The sequence below is a fragment of the Thiomonas sp. genome, assembly GCF_034007205.1.
Lineage (GTDB): Bacteria > Pseudomonadota > Gammaproteobacteria > Burkholderiales > Burkholderiaceae_C > Thiomonas.
Genome location: NZ_JAVERI010000014.1, coordinates 1 through 21,305, shown reverse-complemented (window position 1 = coordinate 21,305; position 21,305 = coordinate 1). Strand labels below are relative to the sequence as shown.

Here is a 21,305-nt window from a genome sequence, read left to right as displayed (position 1 = left end):
ATGCACGACCTATCCCGACAATTACGCGCACTGGCGCTGCTGCTCGACTACCCGGGCGAGGCGATGCAGGCGCATCTGGCTGAAATTGGCGACGTTCTCGGCCCGCTGGAACCCGGCCATTCGGCCGCGCGCGAATCGCTGCAAGGCCTGATCGACCACATGGCCGCCGCCGATCTGATGGACCTGCAGGCCGAGTTCGTCGACACCTTCGACCGTGGCCGCAGCACCTCGCTCAATCTGTTCGAGCAAGTGCATGGTGACTCGCGCGATCGCGGCCAGGCCATGGTCGACCTGCTGGCGCAATACCAGGAAGTCGGCCTCGATCTGCAGGCCAAGGAGCTGCCCGATTACCTGCCGGTCTATCTCGAATATTGCTCGGTTCTCGACCCGAGCGCGGCGCGTGAAGCGCTGGAAGAGGTCGCGCTCCTGGTGGCGCATCTCACTGCCGCGCTCGACCGTCGGGAATCGCCCTGGGTGGCCGTGACGGCCGCAGTCTGCCGCCTCTCGGGTGCGAACGACTGGCGGGACTTGGTGGAACAGCAGTCGGGTCAGCAGGCGGGTCCGCCCACCCCCGGGCCACGCGATATCCACAAGGAAGGTCTGCCCGCCGACTGGACCCCCGCCGGACTCGATGCGGTCTGGGCCGACGAGCCGGTGGACTTTCTCGGCGCCTGCAATCCGCAAGCAAAGCCTTCCGTGCAGACCGTGCAGTTCATTCCGCGCGCTGCGCAACCCCAATCCACAGGAGTCTGACATCATGAACTGGAACGACTTTTTCTTCGGCGTCTATCCGTACATCGCCGGCACCATCTTTCTGGGGGTCAGCCTGGTGCGCTTCGACCGCGATCAATACCTGTGGCGCAGCGAATCGAGCCAGATGCTGCGCACCGGCACGCTGCGCTGGGGATCGAACCTGTTTCACGTCGGCATCATCGGCCTGTTCTTCGGCCACCTCTTCGGCCTGCTCACGCCCCTGGCGTTTTTTGAGGCGTTGGGGCTGGAGCCGCATGCCAAGCAGATCATCGCCATGGTCACCGGCGGCGCGCTGGGTGTGCTGATTTTCATCGGCCTGGTGCTGCTCATCTGGCGCCGCATCAGCGACCCGCGCATCGCCGCCAATACCAAGCCGATGGACTGGGTGACGCTGCTGTGGCTGCTCGCCACCCTGCTGCTGGGTCTGTCGACCATCATCGAGTCGGCGCAGCATACCGACGGGGTGGAGATGCTCGCGCTCATGTCCTGGGCCAAGCACATCGTCACCTTCCAGGGTGTCACTGCTGCGGGATATATCGAACAGGCTTCCTGGATTTTCAAAGTGCACATCTTCTTCGGCCTCACCCTGTTCCTGATCTTCCCCTTCACTCGCCTGGTGCACATCTGGAGCGGCTTCGCTTCCGTGGCCTATCTGGTTCGCCCCTGGCAACTGGTTCGCAGCAAGCGCTGAGAACTGAGCACGGAGACTCGAATGAACACCCCCATTTCCGCACCAGAATTGCAAGTCGAGGCGGTGCTGGACCGCCTGCGCCAGCGCGCCGCCGAACTCGGCATTCAGGCCGATGACGATGAAGCCCTGCTCGAAGCCGTGCTGCAGCACGATGTGCAGATTCCGGAACCGGGCTTGGCGGAATGCCAGCGGTATTACGCCCAGCATGCCGACGCCCTGCGCCAGGGGGATATGGTCGAGGCCGACCACATTCTGTTCGCCGTCACGCCGACCACGCCCATCGACGCACTGCGCACCAAGGCCGAGGACACGCTCTACGCCCTGATGGCCGACGCCAGCGGATTTGCCGAGATGGCGCGTGGCCTGTCCAACTGCCCGTCGGCGCAGGTGGGCGGCAATCTGGGCCAGCTCACCGCCGAGCAATGCGTGCCCGAGTTCTGGCAGGCGCTGATGGAGCACGGCGAGCCGGGCCTGCTGCCGCGTCTGGTGCGCAGCCGTTTCGGCCTGCACATCGTGCGCATCGCCCGCATCGCAAAGGGGCAGTTGCCGCCGTTCGAGGCCGTGCAGGCGCAGATCGCGCAGACGCTCAGGCAGCAATCGCTGGTCAGGGCGTTGCAGCTCTATGCCGAAGACCTGGGACAGCATGTTGCGCCGGCAGAAGGCTCCGTGCCAGCCGTGGCCTGCCCCAGCCCGCAACACTGAACGGCGCGAAAGCAGTCGGAGTCACGCCATGTCTGCAGTTTCGATGCACTCCTCGCCAGCGTCGGGCGCGGTTGCGCGCACGGTTTATGCCGAGCTCACCGCAACGCTGATCCACACCCGGCAGCAGCTCGCGCCCAAGCGCCTGTTCGCACCGGGCCCGGATGCACAGCAGATTCACGCCTATTTCCAGGCCGCAGCCGCAGCGCCGGATCATGGGCAGATTCTTCCCTGGCGCTTCATCGTCGTGCCGGCAGCAAGCCGCGCCGCGCTGGGCGAGGTTTTCGCTCAGGCCCTGCGCGAGCGCGACGCCGGCGCCAGTGACAGGGAACTGGCCGAGGCGCGCGACAAGGCGCATCGCGCGCCATTCGTCGCCTTGGCGGTGGTGCGGGATGCCACGGACGATCACCCCGAAATTCCCTTGCCCGAAAGGCTGGTTTCCCTGGGTTGCGCAATTCAGAACCTGCTGCTTTGCGCCCATGCCGACGGCTTCGGTTCCGGCCTGGTCAGCGGTCAGGCCCTGCAGACCCAAGGCATGCGACGGCTGTTTTCCTTGGCGCACGACGAACAGGCCGTGTGCTTCGTCGCCATCGGTACCGCAGATCGGCGCAAGCCCATCCGCCCACGGCCCGATCCGGCGCTGTTCGTCTCCGAGCTGAACCCCGAGAACGCCCATGCCCGATGAACTGCTTTCCCGCCTGCGGCGCTTTCACACCGATGCCTTTCCCGCCTATCGGGCGACCTTTCAATCGCTCGTGGTTCAGGGACAGCACCCCACCACGCTGTTCATCGGTTGCTCGGATTCGCGCGTGGTGCCCTACCTGCTCACCGGTGCGGGGCCGGGTGAACTATTCCTTGTGCGCAATGTCGGGGGCTTTGTGCCGCCATTCGATGGCAGTGCCGGCTACCACGGCACGGCGGCGGCCATCGAATTTGCCGTCCTCAGTCTGAGCGTGCAGCGCATCGTGGTCTGTGGTCACAGTCACTGCGGCGCCATCCGTGCGCTCTACGGTGAATCCCCGGCCGAGGCCCACAACCTGAAATCCTGGCTGGGGCTGGGAAAGGAGGCCATGCTGCCTGTCGCCGACCCTGGGCCTGAGGTCCTGCGCCGCACAGAACAGCGCGCGGTCGTTTTACAACTCGAACGCCTGATGGACTACCCGATGGTGCGTCGGCGTGTCGAGCAACACAGCCTCAGCCTGCATGGTTGGCACTATGTGATCGAAGAGGGGCAGGTGCATGTGTTCGATGTGCTCAGCGGACGCTTCATCCCGTCCACCGAATCGGCCCATAGCGGGACGGGCCCCTATGCCGACGCCCCCGCCGATGATGGCCAGCGGAGCGCTTTTTACGCCACATGAATGCCGCAGATATCGAAGACGCGGTGCGCCTGTCCGTTCCGGCGCAACTCGGCAACTTGCCGCCAGCAGCAGACGTTGGTTCGCTGCTGTTCAAGTTCGAGTCGGACTATGCAAAGACCTTGTGCTGCATGCCCATGATCGTGCGCTACAAGCTCGATGCGTGCCGCATCAAACTCTCGCTGCAAGACTGGCAAAGCCTCGATCAGGCCACGCGCAAAAGGCTCATTGCCGAGGGCGTCGATCCGATCGGAGGGACGAGACGCTATCGGCACCTGCTCGCGCAGGCCATCGTCCACCAGGCCAAGTCCCGGCTGGTGAGAATGCCTGCAAACCAGGAAGACGTGGAATGGAATCGTTTGCGCATGCCTGACCGCGTGCGCCAAAACGCGCTGGACAGGGGTCTGCGGCTTGACGGCCCGCGTGCCTGGTCGGAACTCGACGCGCTGCAACGCTTCACCCTGTTCAAACTGACCCGGCCCGGGCACAAGAACCGCAACTTCCCTCTCGCCCTGCGGGAGTTCGGCCTGTGCGCGCAGGCAATCCATGGCGAAAGAAAAGACCCATAACCAGCCTCTGGACTGGTTCTGGCCTATGCCACAGCATGTAGCTCTACGCGCCTCGGCGCGCAACCTACGATGTTGGGGACCGGCCATCTGCCCTGTCGATGGCGACCATGATGCTAGTATGGTGCGTCAATTAGAAGTGTTCTTGTTCTTATTCAATGTGGGGCGAGCTCGGGTTGGCGTAGTTATCCACGATCAGGTGCAGGGCCTTGTTCCTGGGTGTTTTGCGATCGATGGTCTTCAGAAACCGCAGCCACTCCTGGTGGCGATGGAGTGGATCGGTCATCGACAGCACTTCGCCGGTGAGCAGGTTCAGTGCCGCGAACAGGGTCGTTACGCCGTTGCGTTTGTCGTCGTGAGTCATCGTTGTGCTGCGCCCGCGCTTGAGCGGCACACCGGGCTGCGTGCGGTCGAGCGCCTGAATCTGCGTCTTCTCATCGCAGCACAGCACCAGCGCGTCGCGTGCTCGGGCGGATCGAGGTACAGACCGACGATGTCCTCGAGTTTCTCGATGAAGCGCGGGTCGTTGGACAGCTTGAAGGACTCGACCCGATGCGGCTTGAGCCCCTGGGCGCGCCGGATGCGGGCAACGGTAGAGGCGCTGATCCCCAGGCGGGCGGCCAAGGAGCGCGTACTCCAGTGCGTCGCTCCTTCGGGCGTCTCCTCGATCGTGAAGCGCACCACCTGTTCCACGTTGGCGGTTTTTGCGCGCCGTGCGCGGGCGCCCAGGGCGCGTGGCATCTTGCAGCAGACCGTCTACGCCAGCGCTGAGAAAACGGGCTCGCCAGCGTGCGGCAACGCGGCGGTCCGTGCCCAGCTTCTGGGCGATGTCCTTGTCCGACATGCCGTCGGCCGCCAGCAGCACGATGCGAGCGCGCATCTGCGCTCGCGCTTCAACCCGCTTGCGCTTGGAAAGAATCTGCAGGCGTCGATCCTCCTCAGCACTCAACTCGACTGATTTGGCAACTCGCATGGCACCGAACTCCTGAATAGCTGAACGTCAGTATACCGTATAAGATTTATTATTTATGATGCATTACACTAGAATATCAATATAATCAGGATGCTCCTGAAGCGAAGTATTGGCAGGCCACATAGGCGAACTGCTGCGACGGGGGCTGGCCGCGGACGATGGGGATCCCGGACAGTCTCATACCGATACCCGGTCCCGTATATGCTGGATTTTTTACACCCTTACCTTGAAAAGGAACAGTGACCATGGCCAAATCCACCTCCGCCCGGACTGCGACGCCGGAATCCATTGCCCAGAAGAACCCGCCCGTCACCGCAGAGGAACGCTATCGAATGATCGCCGAGGCCGCCTATTTCCGCGCGGAAAAGCGCGGCTTCACGGGCGGCGACCTGGCTGAGGACTGGCTTGAGGCCGAGGCCGGGATCGACCGGATGCTCCGGGAACAAGGGCGCCTGCCCGCGATGACGCCAGAGGAAATCGAGCAACGCGTACAAGGCGCTCTCGCCGCCGATCCGGCGGTGATCGCCGCCCAGGTGCGCGCCATCACGCTCGATGCGCTCACGCGCGGTCACCTCGACACCGACGCACTCAAACGCGTAACGGCGGCCGTGGTCAAAGGCGCCCGTGAAGGCGCCGCGCCGCTCGGGGAACAGGGCGGGCAAGCGCTGAAAGAGGCGATGCGCGGTCTGGACGAGGCGCTGGCCGGGGCGGCGGAGGCCGCCCAACTGGCCATTCAGGAAGCCGCGGGGCGCACCGGCGAGTTCTCCCGGCAGGGGCTGAAGCGGGCGGCGGACGATCTCGCCACGCTGCAGACGCTGTTCGTCGAAACGCTGCAGGATGCCGCGCAGAGCGCCAAGGGTACCGTCCAGACCACCTTCACCGAGCTGGCCGAACATGCCCGCAGCAGCGGCTCGGCCGTCGGCCAACGTACCCGGATCGCGCTCGATCAACTGACCCAGGCCGTCACTTCGGGTGCGCGCGAACAGGCCCAGAAAGGGGCGGAAGTCGTGCGCCATGAAGTCGCGCTGCTTGCCGGTCTGGCCGCCGGCGTGCTCGAGGGCATCGCTGCCCGCCTGAAATCGAAGGATACCGACAAGGACGCTTGATGCTGTGGCAAGCGATCGGCACCGTCCGCGACCTGGGGCGCTTGCATGACATCGCCTCCGTCCTGATCCGTTATGGCTTCGGCGATGTGGTGCGGCGGATCGGCATGGCGGGCGCGCTGGAACGTGCCGGCCGTGCCCTGCACTGGCACGAGCCGGAGGAGTTGGCGCGGCTGGAGCCGCCGGCGCGCGTGCGCCGGGCGCTGGAGGAGCTCGGGCCGAGCTTCGTCAAGCTGGGCCAGATCCTCGCCACCCGCGTCGATCTGTTTCCGGCGGAATGGATCGCCGAGTTCGGCAAGCTGCAGGACGGCGCGCCCGCCGTCCCCTTCGCCGAGCTGCTGCCGCAGTTGACGGAGGACCTGGGCGAGCCGCCCGAGGCCGTCTTTGCGCACCTGGAACCGCAGGCGCTGGCGGCGGCCTCGCTCGCCCAGGTGCATCGCGCCCGGCTGGCGGACGGCACGGCGGTCATCCTCAAGGTGCGGCGCCCCGGCATCCGGCCGGTCGTCGAGGCCGACCTGCGCCTGCTGGCGCGGCTGGCCGAGATCGTCGAGGCGCAAGCGCCCGAGTTGCGCCGCTACCGGCCGCGGGAGGTGGTGCGCCAGTTCACCCTGTCGCTGCGCCGCGAGCTGGATTTTTCCGCCGAGGGCCGCAGCGCCGAGCGCATCGCCGCCAACTTCGCCGCCCACCCCGAGATCGTCGTGCCGCGCATCCACTGGCCATGGACCGGCGAGCGCCTCAATGTGCAGGACTACATCGAGGGCATTCCCGGCCGCGACCTGGCCGCGGTGGAAGCGGCCGGCCTCGACCGCAGGCTGTTGGCCCGTCGCGGCGCGCAGGCCGTGCTCAAGATGATGCTCGAGGACGGTTTCTTCCATGCCGACCCGCACCCCGGCAACGTCTTCTACCTGCCGGACAACCGCATCGCCTTCATCGACTTCGGCATGACCGGGCGCCTCTCCGAGGAGCGCCGGTATCAGTTGGCCGCGCTGCTGCACGGTCTCGTCAGCCATGATGCCGGGAAGGTGGCCGAGGTGCTGCTGGACTGGAGCGGCGGCGCCGAGGTCGACAGCGAGACCTTGCAGCCCGAGATCGACGCCTTCGTCGACCAGTATCACGGCGTGCCGCTCAAGAACCTCGATCTGGGCGCCATGCTCTCCGATCTCGTCGCCATCCTGCGCGAACATGGCCTCGCCCTGCCGCCCGACCTGGCGCTGCTGATCAGGGCCTTCATCGCGCTGGAAGGCATGGGGCGCCAGCTCGACCCCGACTTCGACATGGCGGGCGAGGCCGCGTCCTTTCTCGAACAGGTATTGCTCGCCCACGCCGCGCCCGATGCCCTGGTTCGGCGCGGCTGGCGCAGCCTGGGCAGCGCGCTCGCCCTCCTCACCGGACTGCCGCAGGACCTTCGCCAACTGCTCCGCGCCGCCCGGCGCGGCAAACTGCACGTGGAGGTCGATGTTCTGCCGCTCAAACAATTCGGCGAACGTCTCGACCGCGCCGCCAGCCGCCTGGCGATCAGCATCGTCACCGCGGCGCTGATCATCGGCTCGGCCATCGTCATGACCGTCGAGCGCGAGCCCGCCTTGCCGGGCCTGCCCTCCTTCGGGCTGCTCGGCTTCATCGCCGCCGTCATCGGCGGCCTCTGGGTGTTGTTGTCCATCTGGCGCGGCGACAAAGGCTGAGAATATGGCCCAGCCCGCGCTCGAAACCGTTTCGAACCCGCTCGCGCATCGGGTCGGTCTGGCCTCGGGCTGCGGTTCTGCGCCGTCTGGCGCAGGTATGTTGCGCACCATCGAACACGATGGCGTCGAAATCGCCAGCGCAGCACGGCCGAGCAACTGGCCCGCAGGGCAGCAAGGCCAACCCATGACTGACAGGCATCCCATGAACTTTACCGAGAGTGTAATGACCGGCGTCCGCGCTGCCGTGGCGGACGCACTGACCTGCGAGGCCGCGCCCGTCCAGCTTGCCTTGCGCCTGTTGCTGTCGGGCCGGCAGATGCCGATCCGGGCGCTGGTGACCTGCGCCTTCCATTCCGGGCAGCCGGGCATCAGCGCCGGTACCGCGCTTGATCTGATCCACCTCAGCCTGCAGCAATTGCATGTCCACGTCGATGCGACGAGCGGCGCATCCGCGCTGCTCGGCAACGCGGCCACCGTGCTGGCGGGGGACTATCTGACCACGGGCGCCTTCCGCTTGCTGGTGCGCTGCGCCGACCAGCAAGTCCTGGCCCTGGTTGCCGATGCGGTCAACCGGGCGGCCGAGCTGGAGGCTGCCAACCTGAACCATGCACGGTTCACTGGCGACGATCCAGCGCGATGGTTGCGGACCCGTCAACGCTTGGCGGCGCCGCTGGGCGAGGCGGCCGGCGCCACGGGGGCCGCGCTCGCGGGCTACCCGGCTCCTCTCGCCGATGTCGCGCGGCGCTACGGAGAAACCCTCGTTGCGAGCTACGTGTTGCTTCAAGAAGCCGACGCCATCGACCGCTTCGAGGCACGCGCGGCCCTCGCGCGTTCGGCGCTCGACCTGTGCCGCCAGGCCACGCAGGAGGCGCACACCCTCGCGATGGCCGCAGGAAACGGCCGTCCGCTTGAACTGGCTGAATTGATCGCGGCAAGCATCCAAGCAGCGGCGTCCGCGGAGCCGCCTGTCGGCATCCTATCCGACGCTATGAAAATTCAATCGGAAAAACCCACCCGATGAAAAGAAAGAACCGGCTGTTCGCAGTAGCCAGTAACAGCAGTAAATCCAATGGGTTAGAGTCCCGTCTGGGGGCAATACTGTTGAGATATTTTCGGTTATGTCACGATTCGCCCATCAAGACCACGATGAGCGCACACGATGGCGAGAACGCGTAAGGCACTGCCTGAGAAGGTTGACGTTGCGCATCTGATCAGCACTGGCGTTTTGGCAAGCGTCTGTCCGCGCTCGCTGATTGACGACGTGCTGGAGCGCACCGGCAAGGCCAGCCAGCGCGAACGGTTGCTGCCTGCGCCTCGCATTGCCTCCGCCCAGACCCCCGACGCGGCTGCAGAAATGGCGTGAACAGGTGGCAGGGGGGCGGCTTGATGATCGGTGCGGCCAAGCAGAAATAGTTCCAACCGCCGGTTCAATCGTCTTCGAATCGTGGATCTGGGTCATCGCTGTAGTTGATGGTGTCGTAGGCAAGGCTTTCGCGATGATCCAACTCCTCGGCCTTGCGTCCGAGGAAATCATCGTCGCCTTGCGGCGCTTGCTCCGCCATCCTGGCTGCCACAAAGAGAGCGACCAGCAACAGCGCCGTCCAGACCGCGATGTACAGCAACACCCCAAGGGTCGCCAGCTTGACCCCCCAGATCAGCACCGCTGCACCGCCCGCCGGCACTCCTTGCGCCATCAGCCATTGATGCACCCGACGCTCCGCGCGCAGGCAACCGCCCCATACACCGCCCAGCCAGCGGCCGAGTCGCGCTGCGGTGGTCATGCGTGCGGTGTGCTTCATGGTTGGCTACCTCATGGTCGTTCCACGGTCGTTGGGCAAGGCCGTGCCGGTTTCCTTCATGCCTGCCGCGCCGCGAATGCTTCGGCGGTCATGATCAAGCCGGGAAAGTCCTCTCGCATGGCGAGAATGTCCGCATCCCCCGTGATCAACGCATCCGCCTTGCCGACATGCGCGAGCACCAGGAACACCTGGTCCTTCTCGTCGCGGCAGACCGGCAGGTCTGGCCATGGCGCAGGCAGTTCCACCACATCGGCGTAGGGCAGGAAGTCCGCCAGCAACTCCTGCTGTTCCAAGGTCGACAGCTTGAACTTGGGATAGGCCAGGACGCGCAGGAGTTCACTGGCCGTCTCCCGGCAGACCAGCGGCTGCAACTGCTGGTGTTGCCAGGCGTGGCGTATCCAGGCCAGGCGTCCGGCGCTGAAGGTCAGCGCCGACAGCACGATGTTGGTGTCGAGCACGACCCTGCGCATCAGCGCCGCGCCCAGGCCACGGCATCCTCGACGTCCTGCTCGGTGATCCCGAGTTGCTCCAGCTTCTCGCGCACGGCCTGGGCCTTCTGGACGCGCACGGGGGTCAGGACGATCCGGCCACTCTCGACGGTCACGTCGAAGTACTCCGCCGCATCCACGCCGGACACGGCCGCCTTGGGCAGCGTGATCTGATTTTTCGAAGTGAGCTTGGCAAGCATGGGAGGCCTCCGTAAGTTTCAAAGGAAATATTACTTCCTTACTTCATTCTCGACAAGCGATGCCTTCGGGCGCAGGGGTTTCAGGGCCTGCTGCGCTTTCAGCGCCGGTTGAAACGGCCCGATCCGGTGAAAACACAGTGCTTGTTCCGCCCTGATCCTGGAGCGCACGGGCGCCCTTTAGGGAAAGCGCCGGATAGTTGCCGAGGGTGATGCGCTCACGCTTGCCAAACCACCAATAGCGAAAGCTCGCGCATTGTTTGGGCCACTTTTTGTACCAGTTTTGACCGGCTGTCAGTGGATCTCGCTGGACGTCACTGGAACGGATTTTCTGGAAAAGCCGAACCGTGACAATGACTTGCAACACTCCATGTATGTCCTTGGAACGCCCTGGAAAGTTGAAGTGGAGCGCGAATCGGACTGCATGGCGTCGAGCGCGAGCAAGAGTACCTTGCGCATCGCGTTGAGGTCGCGCATCTTCGGGTCGATCTGCGCGGCCTGCGCCTGCGCCGCACGCTGCATCGCGGCGTGCCATTGCTCCAGACGCTTGCGGGCGCGGTCGATCTTGCCGACCAGGGTGTTGAACGTCTTTTGCGGTTTGCTCAGCGGCTTGCCGCAGACAGGGGGCTGGAGGGTGATGGCGGAGACGGACATGGGCGCTATCAGTCGAAGGTTGGGTTGTGCTGGCGGCGAACCGGGCGCCGCGGGCAAGCCGGTGCTCATCTTACGCAAACCGCTTGCCATCGGCGTTCGGCGCGGCGATGGGGCGGTAGATCCCCGCTGGGTCTGCAAACTTGCAAAGTGAATTTCTGTGGATTGGAACGGGTTACTATCGCGCTAGACAAAACCTGCGCGATGCGTGGCTGTCGTCTCCGGTAACCGTCAGATATGACAAAATATATCAATTCAGGGGAGCTTTATGCACTGCCTCGTTTTTGAAGTGAAGTCGATTCAGTCGTTCATCTTCGCCTCGGGGCGGTTGAGGGATGCCATCGGCGGCAGCGAGCTCATCGATCTGCTGACCAACGCGGAGCAGCCGAATGACAACCTGCTCGACGCGGTGCTGACGGCTTCGCAGACGAAAGGTCAGATCGAGTTCTCCCGGCGCGCAGGCGGGGCGTTCTACGCCTTTGCCAAGGACGGTACGGCGCTCGACCGGTTTGCTGCGCTCTGGAGCCTGGTCCTGCAACACGAGGCGCCCGGACTGGGGTTCGTCTTCGGCAGGGGCGAAGGCAAAGACCTGCCCGAAGCGTTCGGAAAAGCACGCAATGATGCGCGCAGCCAAACCCACCGGGAGCGTGCGCAACATCCCTTGCCAGCCCCGGTGGCCGAGCGGGCGCGACGCACGGGGCGTGTGGCGGTGAGCCGCGACGGGAAGGACGGCGCGATCGACGCGGCCACGAAACGCAACAAAACATTCGCCGATCTCAGCCACGCCGGTTTCATCGACCGCAACTCGCCCGAGGAGGCGCAGCTCACCTGGCGCGACTGGCCGCGCAACCTGGAATCGGACGCGCAAGAGGAGGGTGCTTTTCCGTTTGCCTCCGGTGCGCGCGACCTGGCGCTCATCCATGCCGACGGCAACGGCATGGGGCAGGTGCTGATCCGCATCGCCGAGGCAGTGAGAAACCAGCCGGAGGAGTTCCTGAACATCTACCAGACGCTCTCCAAGGCCATCGACGCCAGCACGCAGGCGGGTGCCCAGAAAGCCGTGCGCGAGGTGTTGCTGCCTGCACGACAGAAGGGAGAGTTGCTCGCAGCGCGCCCCATCCTGCTCGGCGGAGACGATGTCATCGTGCTGGTGCGCGCCGATCTCGCGCTGGCCTATGTGCAGGCCTTCGCCCGGGCGTTCGAAGAACAAAGCCGAACCTCGCTCGAAGGTTTGGCGAAGTTGGGCGTCGAAGGGTTGCCCGAAAAACTCACCATCGGTTTCGGCCTGGCCATCATCGGCGCGAATCAGCCGTTTTCGATGGCGGTCAGCCTATCCGAATCCATCATGGATCAGGCCAAGAAGCAGGCCAAAAACGTGGCGAAGGAGGGCGGACTGGCCCCGTCCTCGGTGGCGTTTTACCGCATCACCTCGGCTTTGTTCGACGATTACGACGCCTTGGTCGAACGCGAGATGACGCACCGCGAGGGCAAACAGCGCTACGTCCACACCCTGGGGACTTACGCCGTGCTCGACGAGGGGCAGGGCGGTCTGCCCAGGCTATTCGACCTGGAGAGACTGGTTTCCTTGCTGCAGGCGCCGGACATGGCGCGCGGGCCGGTACGCGGCCTGCTCAACCTGCTGCAACTCGACCCGGCGCAGGCCCGCACGGGCTGGCGGCGATGGCGGCAGCGCATGCGTGACACGCAGCCGCACCGCCTCGCAGAGTTCGACGATTGCCTGCGCGCGCTGATCCCAGGCTACGACGCGCAGCAAGCCCCGCTTCCCTACGCGAAAAACGGCGACGATGCATTCGTCAGCCCGCTGGGCGATGCGCTGGACCTGCTCGCGGTGCATCACAAATCGATTGACCAGATCAAGAACCCGGCACAGGAGGACGCGGCGTGAGCGCTCACATTTTGCACATTCATCTGCAAGGCTACTGGCATTGCGGCACCGGTCGCGGCCTTGGCGCCGCAATCGATGCTGCGGCCTGGCGCGACGGCGACGATCTGCCCGCCGTGCCGGGCCGCCACCTCAAGGGCCTGCTGCGCGACGCGCTGGAACAGGCGCGCGACTGGGGCTGGAGCGGCCATGCCGACGGCAGCCTGCTGCGCACCCTGTTCGGCGAGCGCACCGAGGAGGACAGGGCGGGCGTTCCTCCCGGCTCAGGGCTGATCCGCGTCAGCGATGCCCGTCTGCCGCAGGCGCTGTGCGACTGGCTGCGCCATGAAGACCGCCGGTCGCAGCGCGCCGCGCTGTTTTGCGTGCTGCAGTCCACAGCGGTGAATGAGCGCACCGGCAGCGCCGAAGACCGCAGTCTGCGCGGCATCGAGGTGGTCGTGCCGCTCGATCTGCAGGCCCACATCGAGCCGCTGCCCGGCGCACAGCCGCCTGCCGACTGGGCCGAGCGCTTGCGCGAAGTCCTGCCTCTCGTGCCTGCCATCGGCGGACATCGCACCCGCGGCCTCGGCCGCGCCCTGCTGACGCTGGAGTCCGCATGAACGCCCTGTATCAAGCCCTGTCGATCACCCTGCTGGACGATTGCGTGTTCAGCGAAAGCGCCGCGACCGAAGGCGCTCACGACACCCTCGACCGCGTTCCCGGCTCGGCGCTGCTCGGCGCCGCGGCGGCGCAGCTCTATGCCGCGCTCTCGCCCGAAGACGCCTACGCCGCCTTCCACAGTGGGCGACTGCGCTTTGGCGACGGCCTGCCCGAAGCCGAAGGCGAGATCGCGTGGCCCATGCCCCTGCCTTGGCATCACCCCAAGAACGACAAACCCAAATCCAGGGAGCGGCTTGACGCGGACCGCCTCCACAACTTCCTGCACGTCGACAAGATCGAGTCTGCCGAAGGGAAGGGCCAGCAGGGCGAGCAGCAGGCCAAGCCGCTGCGCGAAGGCTATGTCACCGCCTCGGGCCTGTGGGTCAAACCCGCGCGCAACTACCGCATGAAAACCGCCATCAGCGCCGAGACCGGGCGCGCCGCCGAGGCGCAACTGTTCGGCTACAGCGCCCTGGCGCGCGGCCAGCGCTTCGTGGCGCAAATCGAAGCCGACGCCGATTTCGACCCCGCGCTTTTCGCCCGGGTGATCGAAGCGCTGCAAGGGAAGGCGGTGCTGGGCCGCTCGCGCTCGGCGGAATATGGCCGGGTGCGCATCGACAAAACCGAAGTGCCGCAGCGCAACCCGCAGCACGGCCCCGCCCAGGGCCAGACACTGACCCTCTGGCTGCTGTCCGATTTCGCCCCCTGCGATGCGCACGGTCAGCCCACCCTGATGCTCCAACCGCAGTCGCTCGGCCTGCCCGACGGCGCCCGGATCAAGTGGGACAAGACCTTCACCCGCCCACGCCGTTACAGCCCGTGGAACGCCAGACGCCACGGCTTCGACGCCGAGCGTCAGGTGCTGAAAGCTGGCGGGGTGATGCAGATCGAACTGCCCGACGGAGCGGATGCGCAGGCCGTCGCCGCGACTCTCGGCCAGGGCATCGGTCTGCACCGCGAGGCCGGTCTCGGGCAGGTGTGGGTCAATCCGCCGCTGCTGGCGGGCGAACACCCGGCATTCGCCGCAGCGCCGCAGGGCGCGGTGGCTGCCGGCGCTGGCGCCGAGCCAGATCATCCGCTGATCCGCTGGCTCAAGCAGCAGACCGACACCACTGGCGACTCGGTCGAGGACCGAGTCAACAAAGCCGCCAGTGCCTACGCCGCCGCCATCGAATCCGCCCGGCGCGCCAAGGGCTATCCTGACTTCGCCACCGACTTCTACCCCTCGCGCTCGCAATGGGGCGGGGTGCTCGAAGTCGCGCGCAGCAAGCGCGGCGCCGAGCTTTACACCACGCTGTTCGACAAAGATCGCGGCGTCATTCGCTCCAGCGGCAAGGGCTGGGATCTGGAAATTCCGCCCGCTGCCGGGCAGACCGGCTGGCTCAAGCTGGCCGACTGGCTCAAACCCCATTTGTCCGAGGAAGGCGGCCAGACCTGCAAGGCGATCTTCGTGCAGAAGCTCGCCCGACGTCTGATGGATCAACCCGCAAAACGCAAGGTCTGAATCATGAGCGAACCTTTTCTCCGCCCCCATTCCCAGGTGCAGGTCGCCCGGCTGGTGCTCGAAGCCCTCACCCCGCTGTCGATCAGCACCGGCAGCCCCGACGGTGTGTTCGACAGCGCACTGGTGCGAGACGCCAACGGCCTTCCCGCGCTGCCCGCCACCAGCACCGCCGGGGTGCTGCGCAGCCTGTGGACGCAGCAATACGGCAGCGAATCGGCAGACGAACTGTTCGGTTTCCAGAAACAAGACCAGGGCCGGGCCTCGCGCCTGCACATCGGCTGGGGCCATCTGCTCGACAGTCAGGGCCGCGCCGCCGTCGGCCTGCTGCTCGGCACTGATGCCGCACGTCTGCAAAACGACCCGCTGTGGGCCGACGTGCTCGCGCAGCGGGACGCCCCCGTGCACCGTAACCGCGTACGCCTCACCCATCGCGGCGCCGCCGCCGACACCGGCAAATTCGACCGCAGCGTGCTGCCCGCGGGCCATCGCTTCGCGCTTGAGCTGCGGCTGCACGCCGCCGCAGACGACGCGGGCCCCACCTGGGGCGATCTGCTCGCGCTGTTCGCCCATCCTGGTTTTCGCCTCGGCGGCGGCACCCGCGCCGGGCTGGGGCGGATGCGCTGCATCGGCCTGCACACCGCGCATTTCGACCTGCGTCAGCCCGCGCAGGCGCAGGCGCTGGGCAGGCTGGGCGCAGACCCTTCGTTCACGCAAGGGCTCACCGCCCAGCCTGTATCCCAGGCGCCCGCCGCCGAATGGCTCGCCGCCGCCCTCACCCTCGACGCCCGCGACCTGTGGCGCATCGGCCAGGGCGACGTGGCGCTCCCCAGTAAAGAAGCTGCCGACAAGGTTCCCGATCTGCTGCCCGTCACCGAGCGCCGGGTGCGCTGGTCGGGCGCAGCAGGGCAGATCAGCCCGCAGCGCGAACTGCTGCTGCCCGCCTCATCGCTCAAGGGCGTGCTGGCGCACCGCATGGCGTTTCACGCCCGCCGGTTTTCCGGCGCCTGGGCGGGCCAGGCGTGCGACCGCGACAAGGACGGCCAGCCCGTCGCGCCCGCCGAAGTGCGCGCCCTGTTCGGCGAGATCAAGGACAAGGCCAGGGCAGGGCAGGGCGAGCAGGGCTGGGCCGGCTGCCTGTTCATCGACGACGCCTACCTGCCCATCCGGGAGTCTGCGCGGCTGATGCACAACAGCATCGACCGGTTCACCGGCGGGGTGCGCGAGCACATGCTGTTCGAAGAGCAGAACGTCTTCGGCGGTCAGGCGCAGGTGCATCTGGCGCTCGATCTTCGCCGTCTGCACCTCATGGCCGCTGAATTCTCGACCTCCGTCGCCGCAGTGCAACGTGCCTTCGAAGCCGCATTGAAAGACCTTTGCGAAGGCCGTCTGGCGCTGGGCGCCCGCTCCACCTCGGGCAATGGCTTTTTCCGCGCCAGCCTGCCCGAAGCCTTCACCCGCCCCTGGCCGGAACAATTCAGCGCAACCCAAGCGGAGGCCGCATGAACCCTGCCGACCTGTCCCAACTTCTGGCCGATTACCAGGCGCTGCGCGCCGGTGATCAGCGCAAAAAGCGCGAAGACAAAGACAAAGACAAAGACAGCGATCTTCCGGAAATGCAGCCCGCCGGTCTGCAGCAGCAGCGCCAGACTTTCGACCAGCCCGACGCGCTCTGGGCCGCCTTCGCCGCCCATGCTCCGCAGCAGGGCTGGCTGCAGTTTCAATCGCACCAACTCACCTTCCGCGACGATCTGCCAGCCCCGGCAGCCGAATGGGGCGCGCTATTGCAGGCCGAGGCCGTGGCCGAAGGCGGCCTGAGCCTGTCGGTGCACCGCAGACCGCAGGGCGGGTGGGTGTTGACCGAATCCCGGCACCTCCAGGCGGGCGATCTGCTCTGCGACCAAGTGCGCCATCTCGTGCACGCTGCCGCCGACACCCTGGCCTACCGCCGCTACTGGCGGCTCGACGCCGAACTCGGCGCCGTGCAGACCGCCGCCTGTTTCATCGGCTTCAAGTCCATTCACGATCAGGGAGCCTGACCATGCCCACACCCCACGCATCCCAGAATCATCGAAACAACTCGCGCTCTGCTCCGCACGGGCATGGCAGACCGGGCGGGCAAGGCCATCATAAGAGCGAAGGACAGTCCACCATGGCCTACATCTCCGCCCCCTACAACTTCGTCCCCCTGTCCGAGCGGATTTTCATTCCCTCTTGGGGGCAGGACGTCTCGCACGACATCCCGTTTCAGGACGGTTTCAGCGGCGAACTGCACTACACCCTCGTCGCCCACACCCCTCTGCTCGTCGGCGGCAGGCAGGCCAAGGCCGACAAGGAGCGACCCGGCGAGGTCAAGCCCTTTCAGTTGCCCGACGGCCGCTATGCCCTGCCCGGCTCCAGTCTCAAGGGCCTACTGCGCAGCGTGGTCGAGATCGCCGGGTTCGGGCGCATGGGCAAGGTCGATGAGGTCAGGCCGGGGCTGCGCGACATTTCCAAGGCCAACACCGTGTACGCCCAGCGTGTGCGCGACAAGGTGCATACCGGTTTCCTGCGCCGACGTGACGACGGCAGCCATGAAATCGTCCCCTGCCTGATGGTGCGGCTGCATCACCGCAGCCTCGAAACCGCGCTCGGCGTGCCCGCGCCGATCTTTGCCGCACGGCAGAGCGTCGGGAAAAAATACGAAACGTGGCAGCGCCTGTGCGCAGAGCGCCAGATCGACCCCGCCCAGATCCGCTTCGAGCTCGGTCAGCCCGATGCCGCCCGCCTGTTCCAGGGCAGCCTCGTCGGCACCCCGGTGTTCACCGGCCAGATTTCCGACAGCACCAAGGACAAGGGCAAGCAACGCGATTTCATCTTCTATTCGCCCAGACCGCAGCAGGCCATCGCCGTGCCGCCTTCCGCCTGGCGCGACTTCCTGCGCATTCACGGCGACGAGGACGGCAAGGCCGACATGTCCTGGCCCGGCTACTGGAAGGCGCAATACCGCGCCGGGCGGGAGGTGCCGGTGTTCTACCTGCAAGACGGCGGCCTGCTGCGCATCGGTCTGGCCTATATGCCCAAGCTGGCGGGCGACTTCTCCACTTACGACATGATTTGCCACGCCAACCCCGGCCATCTCCACGCCCCCGGCGCCGCGCACGGCTACGACCTCGCCGACCTGCTGTTCGGCGCCATCAACGGCGAAAACCAGGCCGACGCGCTGCGCGGGCGCGTGAGCTTCGAGACTGCCGTGGCGCAGGGCAAGCCGCAGCCCACGAAGCACGGCCCCACCATCCTCAACGGCCCTAAGCCGAGCTACTTCCCCAACTACATCACCCAGCCCGGCGCCGACCCGAATACCTGGCGGCTCAGGAATGGTCAGCCCTACGCCACCTACATCCAGACCGGCAGTTCCAAAGCCCCGACGCTGCGCGGCTTCAAGCGTTACCCGGTTCGACCAGATGCCAAGGTGCAGCCCCTCACCGACGAACAGAGCGATAACAAAAAAGTGCAGATCGTGCTGCACACCCTGCCGCCGCAAACCCGGTTCGACGGGCGCATCGTGTTCCACAACCTCAAGCCCGAAGAACTCGGCGCGCTGCTCTGGGCGCTGACCTGGGGCGATGACTCTGCCAAGCGCCACAGCCTGGGCATGGGCAAGCCCTTCGGCTTCGGTCAGGCGCACGTCGAGCTGAACGCCGCGCGCTGCCGCCTCATTCCCAACGACCCGGCGCAGCCCGAGACCCCGCTCAGCGATGAACGCCGGGCGCAACTGCTGCGGCAATTCGGCCAGCAGATGAACGCCGCCGTGCCCGACTGGGAGCGCAGCCCGCAAATGCTCAATCTGCTGGCGATGGCCGACCCCGGCGCGGCGAAGCAACTGCCCAGGGGCATGGAACTGCGCCACATGAAGCTCGAAGCCAAACAAAGAATCAACGAGTTTCAGGTCGCCAAGCAGGCGCAACATGTGCTGGCCGACTACGCCGTCGCCACCGGTGCGCAGAATGCGGGCGACTGGCGTCCAACGCAGGGAAAGGCGCACGCCGAATGTTCCCGGCCGGGTGCGGCAGCTGCCGCTTCGCCTGGCAATCCCAAGTCACCCGAACCGTCCGCCGTGTCCGAGCAGAAAACGGTGTGGAACAACGCCCGTCTCACTTGGAACAAGGGCAGCCAAACCCTGGAAGCCGTGGCGCCCGATGGAAAAAGAGCGCAGGAAACACGAGACACCGCCAAAAAACTCATCGCCGCACTGCCCCCCGAGCAGGGGCAGAGGCTGGACAAAAAGGGCGAACTCAAGGGCGTGACAGTCGAAGTCAAGGGCATGGGCAATCGCTTCGTCATCCAGCGGCTCATCAAAGGCGCGGGCTGAACCGCCCGACGCCCCTGCAAACTTGCCGTGGGCCGCATGCCGCCCGCCGCGTGAAAACATGAAGACCTTTCCTCTTCATGACCACACAAGGCAGACCACGACATGCAAGCGCACACCCAACACCTCGTCCAGCAGATCACCTGGATCATCGTCATCGTCTCCAGCCTCTGGGTGCTCGCCGACGCCCGGGCCATCGGCATCCGCAAGGGGCAGGTGCGCGGCCTGGGCAATCTCAGCCCGGCGGGATGGTTCATCGCCTGCCTGCTGCTGTGGTTTCCCGCTTTTCCCTACTACCTGTACAAGCGGCGCGAGTTCCGGCGCATCAACGGCCAAAGGCCGATACCGACGCGCGGGGTGGAAAGCCCCCAGCCCGCCCTCGCTGCGGCGGCATCGCAACCGACAGCAGCGGCAACGCCCGCTGCGCCCGCACCTGTGGCCTGGGCGCAACCGGCCCGTCTGAGCGGCGCGCAAGCCGTCGTCTGGGGCGTGGTGCTGCTCGTGCTCGGCCTGGGGCTGGGCGGCTGGGGCGCCTGGCGCAGCTACCAAGACATCGACACCTGGCAGCAGGCCCGAGCACAGCTTCAGGAAATGAGCCGGCTCACCCCCGACAAAATCGCCCAGGCCAAGCAGGAAGCCGCGCACAGCGACAACCCTTTCACCCAGTTCTCCAGCGCCTTCATGTCACCCGAAGTGGTGGAGATCGCCAAGGCCAACGCCCAGAGCGAGATGCAGGGCGCCAACAACCGCCTGCTCACCGATCTGCCCGCGGCGATTGTGGGGTTGATGCTCGTTCTGGGCGGCCACCGGCTTCTGGGCCGAGGGCGCGGGCGGGCGTGAAGGGCGATGTGCGAAATCGCATTGACCGTATCGCATACGAGATACATAATGGCAAAAACGGGAGATCGAAGCATGGCCCATTCCACGATGTTGCACGTCCGGGTGGACGACGAAATCAAGACGCAAGCCAGCGAAACACTGGCCGCCATGGGGCTGACGGTGTCTGACGCCGTGCGCATTCTGCTCAAGCGCGTGGTGAACGATCAGGCTTTCCCGCTGGAGTTGAAAGCGCCCAATGCCCAGACACGTGCGGCGATGGAAGAGGCACGCGCCATGACCCAGGCGCGCGCCGCCCGCTTTGACACGGTCGCCGCCCTGATCGATGACCTCGACAAAGCCCGCCAGCAGTAAGCGGGTCATGCCGCCCAGGGCATGCGACTACACCAAACGCTTCCTCAACACTGAACGTCTTGCGCGCTCAGGCCGCTTCGACCTCAGGCGGCTGAAGGAGATGCTGCTGCTCATTGGCAACGATGCCGCGCTGGGCCCCGAGTGGCTGGACCATGCGCTCATGGGAGATTGGGCCGACCATCGCGAATGTCATGTCGGCGGCGACTTCCTGCTGATCTACCGGATCGAGGGCGACACCCTCATTTTTGTGCGGGCGGGCACACACGCCGAACTGTTCCAGCATTGATGCCGATTCGCCCCGGGAGGCATTCCCCAACGCCATTTCGCGGACGTGACGGCGCTACCAGCCGATTCCTGTCCACAACGATCACTGACATGGGTCGCCGCTAACGAGAGGCTGCAAACTTGCGCCATCCGCATCTCTCACCGAAGCGCCCTACATTGAGAACCGAGCCCAGCTCGACCCGCAGCGCCGTCTGTCCAAACGAGGCAGCGGCGCGGGCCGCGACGTGCTGCAGGAGCCTCTCCCTGGTGGGAGACCTGCGGGCCGCGCCGCCCGGCGGGAAGAGGACTGCCGCAGACGCGAGCGCGCCTGTGGCCCCTGTGTCCGACGGAGGGAGGCCGCCCGCCGGAGCCGAGTTCAGCCGGACAAAGACCCCCCGCGTCCGACGGGGCGCTGAACGCAGGACGCCGTTGCGCGCTCAGCCGAACCGCCAGAGAGTTCAGCTCCGCAGACGGCCCAGCCCGTTGCAGCGCCAGCGCA

Annotated in this window: 24 protein-coding genes and 2 pseudogenes; 19 read left to right on the top strand and 7 right to left on the bottom strand. The window is 66.0% G+C overall.

The features are described 5' to 3' along the window. Genes narJ through RBR52_RS11840 form a run of 6 tightly spaced genes read left to right on the top strand, consistent with a single transcriptional unit; the run spans position 1 to position 4,070 of the window. A complete protein-coding gene (gene narJ, locus RBR52_RS11865; protein WP_320377477.1) occupies positions 1-753 on the top strand; it encodes a nitrate reductase molybdenum cofactor assembly chaperone in 753 nt (250 codons plus the stop codon). A gap of 4 nt (positions 754-757) precedes the next feature. Continuing rightward, positions 758-1,444, top strand: a complete 687-nt coding sequence (narI, locus tag RBR52_RS11860) for a respiratory nitrate reductase subunit gamma (protein ID WP_320377476.1) — start codon at positions 758-760, stop codon at positions 1,442-1,444. A gap of 21 nt (positions 1,445-1,465) precedes the next feature. Then, a complete protein-coding gene (locus tag RBR52_RS11855) occupies positions 1,466-2,146 on the top strand; it encodes a peptidylprolyl isomerase (protein WP_320377475.1) in 681 nt (226 codons plus the stop codon). Between the two features lie 28 nt (positions 2,147-2,174). Continuing rightward, positions 2,175-2,828, top strand: a complete 654-nt coding sequence (locus RBR52_RS11850) for a nitroreductase family protein (RefSeq protein ID WP_320377474.1) — start codon at positions 2,175-2,177, stop codon at positions 2,826-2,828. Next, entirely contained in the window at positions 2,818-3,504 is a 687-nt protein-coding gene (locus RBR52_RS11845) for a carbonic anhydrase (protein ID WP_320377473.1), read from the top strand. The genes RBR52_RS11850 and RBR52_RS11845 overlap by 11 nt, the downstream gene beginning before the upstream one ends. Beyond that, positions 3,501-4,070: a nitrate reductase associated protein gene (locus RBR52_RS11840; protein ID WP_320377472.1), complete on the top strand. Its 570-nt coding sequence runs from the start codon at positions 3,501-3,503 to the stop codon at positions 4,068-4,070. The genes RBR52_RS11845 and RBR52_RS11840 overlap by 4 nt, the downstream gene beginning before the upstream one ends. 148 nt (positions 4,071-4,218) lie before the next feature. Here the strand turns inward: RBR52_RS11840 and RBR52_RS15450 are convergent, their stop codons facing one another. From RBR52_RS15450 to RBR52_RS15440, 3 genes and pseudogenes are all read right to left on the bottom strand, one after another. After that, positions 4,219-4,431 carry a hypothetical protein gene (locus RBR52_RS15450; RefSeq protein ID WP_413818324.1) on the bottom strand — a complete coding sequence of 71 codons (213 nt, stop codon included), beginning with the start codon at positions 4,429-4,431 and terminating at the stop codon, positions 4,219-4,221. Continuing rightward, on the bottom strand, positions 4,428-4,808 hold the full coding sequence (locus RBR52_RS15445) for a hypothetical protein (protein WP_413818323.1): 381 nt from the start codon (positions 4,806-4,808) through the stop codon (positions 4,428-4,430). The genes RBR52_RS15450 and RBR52_RS15445 overlap by 4 nt, the downstream gene beginning before the upstream one ends. A 25-nt stretch (positions 4,809-4,833) precedes the next feature. Continuing rightward, positions 4,834-4,911: pseudogene (locus RBR52_RS15440) on the bottom strand (hypothetical protein); the annotation flags it as partial. Between the two features lie 374 nt (positions 4,912-5,285). Between RBR52_RS15440 and RBR52_RS11830 the strand changes: the two are divergent. From RBR52_RS11830 to RBR52_RS11815, 4 genes and pseudogenes are all read left to right on the top strand, one after another. Continuing rightward, the gene (locus RBR52_RS11830; protein ID WP_320377471.1) at positions 5,286-6,146 is read left to right on the top strand and encodes a DUF2934 domain-containing protein; all 861 of its coding nucleotides are present in this window, start codon (positions 5,286-5,288) and stop codon (positions 6,144-6,146) included. Then, positions 6,146-7,825 carry an ABC1 kinase family protein gene (locus tag RBR52_RS11825; RefSeq protein WP_320377470.1) on the top strand — a complete coding sequence of 560 codons (1,680 nt, stop codon included), beginning with the start codon at positions 6,146-6,148 and terminating at the stop codon, positions 7,823-7,825. Before RBR52_RS11830 ends, RBR52_RS11825 begins: the two co-directional genes overlap by 1 nt. A gap of 4 nt (positions 7,826-7,829) precedes the next feature. Next, the gene (locus tag RBR52_RS11820) at positions 7,830-8,846 is read left to right on the top strand and encodes a polyprenyl synthetase family protein (protein WP_320377469.1); all 1,017 of its coding nucleotides are present in this window, start codon (positions 7,830-7,832) and stop codon (positions 8,844-8,846) included. A gap of 138 nt (positions 8,847-8,984) precedes the next feature. After that, positions 8,985-9,146: pseudogene (locus RBR52_RS11815) on the top strand (transposase domain-containing protein); the annotation flags it as partial. A 106-nt stretch (positions 9,147-9,252) separates the two neighbouring features. Here RBR52_RS11815 and RBR52_RS11810 read toward each other — a convergent pair. The 4 genes from RBR52_RS11810 to RBR52_RS11795 all read right to left on the bottom strand — a co-directional run bounded on the left by RBR52_RS11810 (position 9,253) and on the right by RBR52_RS11795 (position 10,963). Next, positions 9,253-9,624: a DUF3742 family protein gene (locus RBR52_RS11810; RefSeq protein WP_320377468.1), complete on the bottom strand. Its 372-nt coding sequence runs from the start codon at positions 9,622-9,624 to the stop codon at positions 9,253-9,255. Positions 9,625-9,680: 56 nt separating this feature from the next. Next, a complete protein-coding gene (locus RBR52_RS11805; protein ID WP_320377467.1) occupies positions 9,681-10,094 on the bottom strand; it encodes a putative toxin-antitoxin system toxin component, PIN family in 414 nt (137 codons plus the stop codon). Continuing rightward, a complete protein-coding gene (locus tag RBR52_RS11800; protein WP_320377466.1) occupies positions 10,094-10,312 on the bottom strand; it encodes an AbrB/MazE/SpoVT family DNA-binding domain-containing protein in 219 nt (72 codons plus the stop codon). The genes RBR52_RS11805 and RBR52_RS11800 overlap by 1 nt, the downstream gene beginning before the upstream one ends. Positions 10,313-10,603: 291 nt before the next feature. Further along, positions 10,604-10,963, bottom strand: coding sequence for a hypothetical protein (locus tag RBR52_RS11795; protein WP_320377465.1), 360 nt, complete (start codon positions 10,961-10,963; stop codon positions 10,604-10,606). Between the two features lie 265 nt (positions 10,964-11,228). Here RBR52_RS11795 and RBR52_RS11790 point away from each other — a divergent pair, with 265 nt between their 5' ends. The 9 genes from RBR52_RS11790 (at position 11,229) to RBR52_RS11750 (ending at position 20,828) form a co-directional block, all read left to right on the top strand. Further along, a complete protein-coding gene (locus RBR52_RS11790) occupies positions 11,229-12,866 on the top strand; it encodes a Cas10/Cmr2 second palm domain-containing protein (RefSeq protein WP_320377464.1) in 1,638 nt (545 codons plus the stop codon). Continuing rightward, entirely contained in the window at positions 12,863-13,462 is a 600-nt protein-coding gene (locus RBR52_RS11785; protein WP_320377463.1) for an RAMP superfamily CRISPR-associated protein, read from the top strand. Before RBR52_RS11790 ends, RBR52_RS11785 begins: the two co-directional genes overlap by 4 nt. Then, positions 13,459-15,006: a hypothetical protein gene (locus tag RBR52_RS11780; protein WP_320377462.1), complete on the top strand. Its 1,548-nt coding sequence runs from the start codon at positions 13,459-13,461 to the stop codon at positions 15,004-15,006. Before RBR52_RS11785 ends, RBR52_RS11780 begins: the two co-directional genes overlap by 4 nt. A gap of 3 nt (positions 15,007-15,009) precedes the next feature. Then, a complete protein-coding gene (locus tag RBR52_RS11775) occupies positions 15,010-16,509 on the top strand; it encodes an RAMP superfamily CRISPR-associated protein (protein WP_320377461.1) in 1,500 nt (499 codons plus the stop codon). Next, entirely contained in the window at positions 16,506-17,042 is a 537-nt protein-coding gene (locus tag RBR52_RS11770) for a hypothetical protein (protein ID WP_320377460.1), read from the top strand. The genes RBR52_RS11775 and RBR52_RS11770 overlap by 4 nt, the downstream gene beginning before the upstream one ends. Positions 17,043-17,155: 113 nt before the next feature. Then, complete coding sequence (locus tag RBR52_RS11765) at positions 17,156-19,354, top strand: TIGR03986 family CRISPR-associated RAMP protein (protein ID WP_320377459.1); 2,199 nt, start codon at positions 17,156-17,158, stop codon at positions 19,352-19,354. 102 nt (positions 19,355-19,456) lie between these two features. After that, positions 19,457-20,191 carry a hypothetical protein gene (locus tag RBR52_RS11760; protein ID WP_320377458.1) on the top strand — a complete coding sequence of 245 codons (735 nt, stop codon included), beginning with the start codon at positions 19,457-19,459 and terminating at the stop codon, positions 20,189-20,191. Between the two features lie 72 nt (positions 20,192-20,263). Further along, positions 20,264-20,542, top strand: coding sequence for a type II toxin-antitoxin system RelB/DinJ family antitoxin (locus RBR52_RS11755; protein WP_320377457.1), 279 nt, complete (start codon positions 20,264-20,266; stop codon positions 20,540-20,542). Further along, positions 20,514-20,828 (top strand): type II toxin-antitoxin system YafQ family toxin, encoded by a 315-nt coding sequence (locus RBR52_RS11750; protein ID WP_320377456.1) that lies wholly within the window; start codon positions 20,514-20,516, stop codon positions 20,826-20,828. Before RBR52_RS11755 ends, RBR52_RS11750 begins: the two co-directional genes overlap by 29 nt. Positions 20,829-21,305 lie beyond the last annotated feature (477 nt).

Excerpts from the sequence above, each read along its gene's own strand:
- RBR52_RS15450 (WP_413818324.1), bottom strand. The coding sequence starts at position 4,431 with ATGACTCACGACGACAAACGCAACGGCGTAACGACCCTGTTCGCGGCA.
- RBR52_RS11750 (WP_320377456.1), top strand. The coding sequence starts at position 20,514 with ATGACCTCGACAAAGCCCGCCAGCAGTAAGCGGGTCATGCCGCCCAGG.
- RBR52_RS11805 (WP_320377467.1), bottom strand. The coding sequence starts at position 10,094 with ATGCGCAGGGTCGTGCTCGACACCAACATCGTGCTGTCGGCGCTGACC.
- RBR52_RS11760 (WP_320377458.1), top strand. The coding sequence starts at position 19,457 with ATGCAAGCGCACACCCAACACCTCGTCCAGCAGATCACCTGGATCATC.
- RBR52_RS11845 (WP_320377473.1), top strand. The coding sequence starts at position 2,818 with ATGCCCGATGAACTGCTTTCCCGCCTGCGGCGCTTTCACACCGATGCC.
- RBR52_RS11775 (WP_320377461.1), top strand. The coding sequence starts at position 15,010 with ATGAGCGAACCTTTTCTCCGCCCCCATTCCCAGGTGCAGGTCGCCCGG.
- RBR52_RS11770 (WP_320377460.1), top strand. The coding sequence starts at position 16,506 with ATGAACCCTGCCGACCTGTCCCAACTTCTGGCCGATTACCAGGCGCTG.
- narI (WP_320377476.1), top strand. The coding sequence starts at position 758 with ATGAACTGGAACGACTTTTTCTTCGGCGTCTATCCGTACATCGCCGGC.
- RBR52_RS11825 (WP_320377470.1), top strand. The coding sequence starts at position 6,146 with ATGCTGTGGCAAGCGATCGGCACCGTCCGCGACCTGGGGCGCTTGCAT.
- RBR52_RS11790 (WP_320377464.1), top strand. The coding sequence starts at position 11,229 with ATGCACTGCCTCGTTTTTGAAGTGAAGTCGATTCAGTCGTTCATCTTC.
- RBR52_RS11755 (WP_320377457.1), top strand. The coding sequence starts at position 20,264 with ATGGCCCATTCCACGATGTTGCACGTCCGGGTGGACGACGAAATCAAG.
- RBR52_RS11780 (WP_320377462.1), top strand. The coding sequence starts at position 13,459 with ATGAACGCCCTGTATCAAGCCCTGTCGATCACCCTGCTGGACGATTGC.
- narJ (WP_320377477.1), top strand. The coding sequence starts at position 1 with ATGCACGACCTATCCCGACAATTACGCGCACTGGCGCTGCTGCTCGAC.
- RBR52_RS11840 (WP_320377472.1), top strand. The coding sequence starts at position 3,501 with ATGAATGCCGCAGATATCGAAGACGCGGTGCGCCTGTCCGTTCCGGCG.
- RBR52_RS11795 (WP_320377465.1), bottom strand. The coding sequence starts at position 10,963 with ATGTCCGTCTCCGCCATCACCCTCCAGCCCCCTGTCTGCGGCAAGCCG.
- RBR52_RS11820 (WP_320377469.1), top strand. The coding sequence starts at position 7,830 with ATGGCCCAGCCCGCGCTCGAAACCGTTTCGAACCCGCTCGCGCATCGG.
- RBR52_RS11850 (WP_320377474.1), top strand. The coding sequence starts at position 2,175 with ATGTCTGCAGTTTCGATGCACTCCTCGCCAGCGTCGGGCGCGGTTGCG.
- RBR52_RS11855 (WP_320377475.1), top strand. The coding sequence starts at position 1,466 with ATGAACACCCCCATTTCCGCACCAGAATTGCAAGTCGAGGCGGTGCTG.
- RBR52_RS11765 (WP_320377459.1), top strand. The coding sequence starts at position 17,156 with ATGGCCTACATCTCCGCCCCCTACAACTTCGTCCCCCTGTCCGAGCGG.
- RBR52_RS11810 (WP_320377468.1), bottom strand. The coding sequence starts at position 9,624 with ATGAAGCACACCGCACGCATGACCACCGCAGCGCGACTCGGCCGCTGG.
- RBR52_RS11800 (WP_320377466.1), bottom strand. The coding sequence starts at position 10,312 with ATGCTTGCCAAGCTCACTTCGAAAAATCAGATCACGCTGCCCAAGGCG.
- RBR52_RS11830 (WP_320377471.1), top strand. The coding sequence starts at position 5,286 with ATGGCCAAATCCACCTCCGCCCGGACTGCGACGCCGGAATCCATTGCC.
- RBR52_RS15445 (WP_413818323.1), bottom strand. The coding sequence starts at position 4,808 with ATGCCACGCGCCCTGGGCGCCCGCGCACGGCGCGCAAAAACCGCCAAC.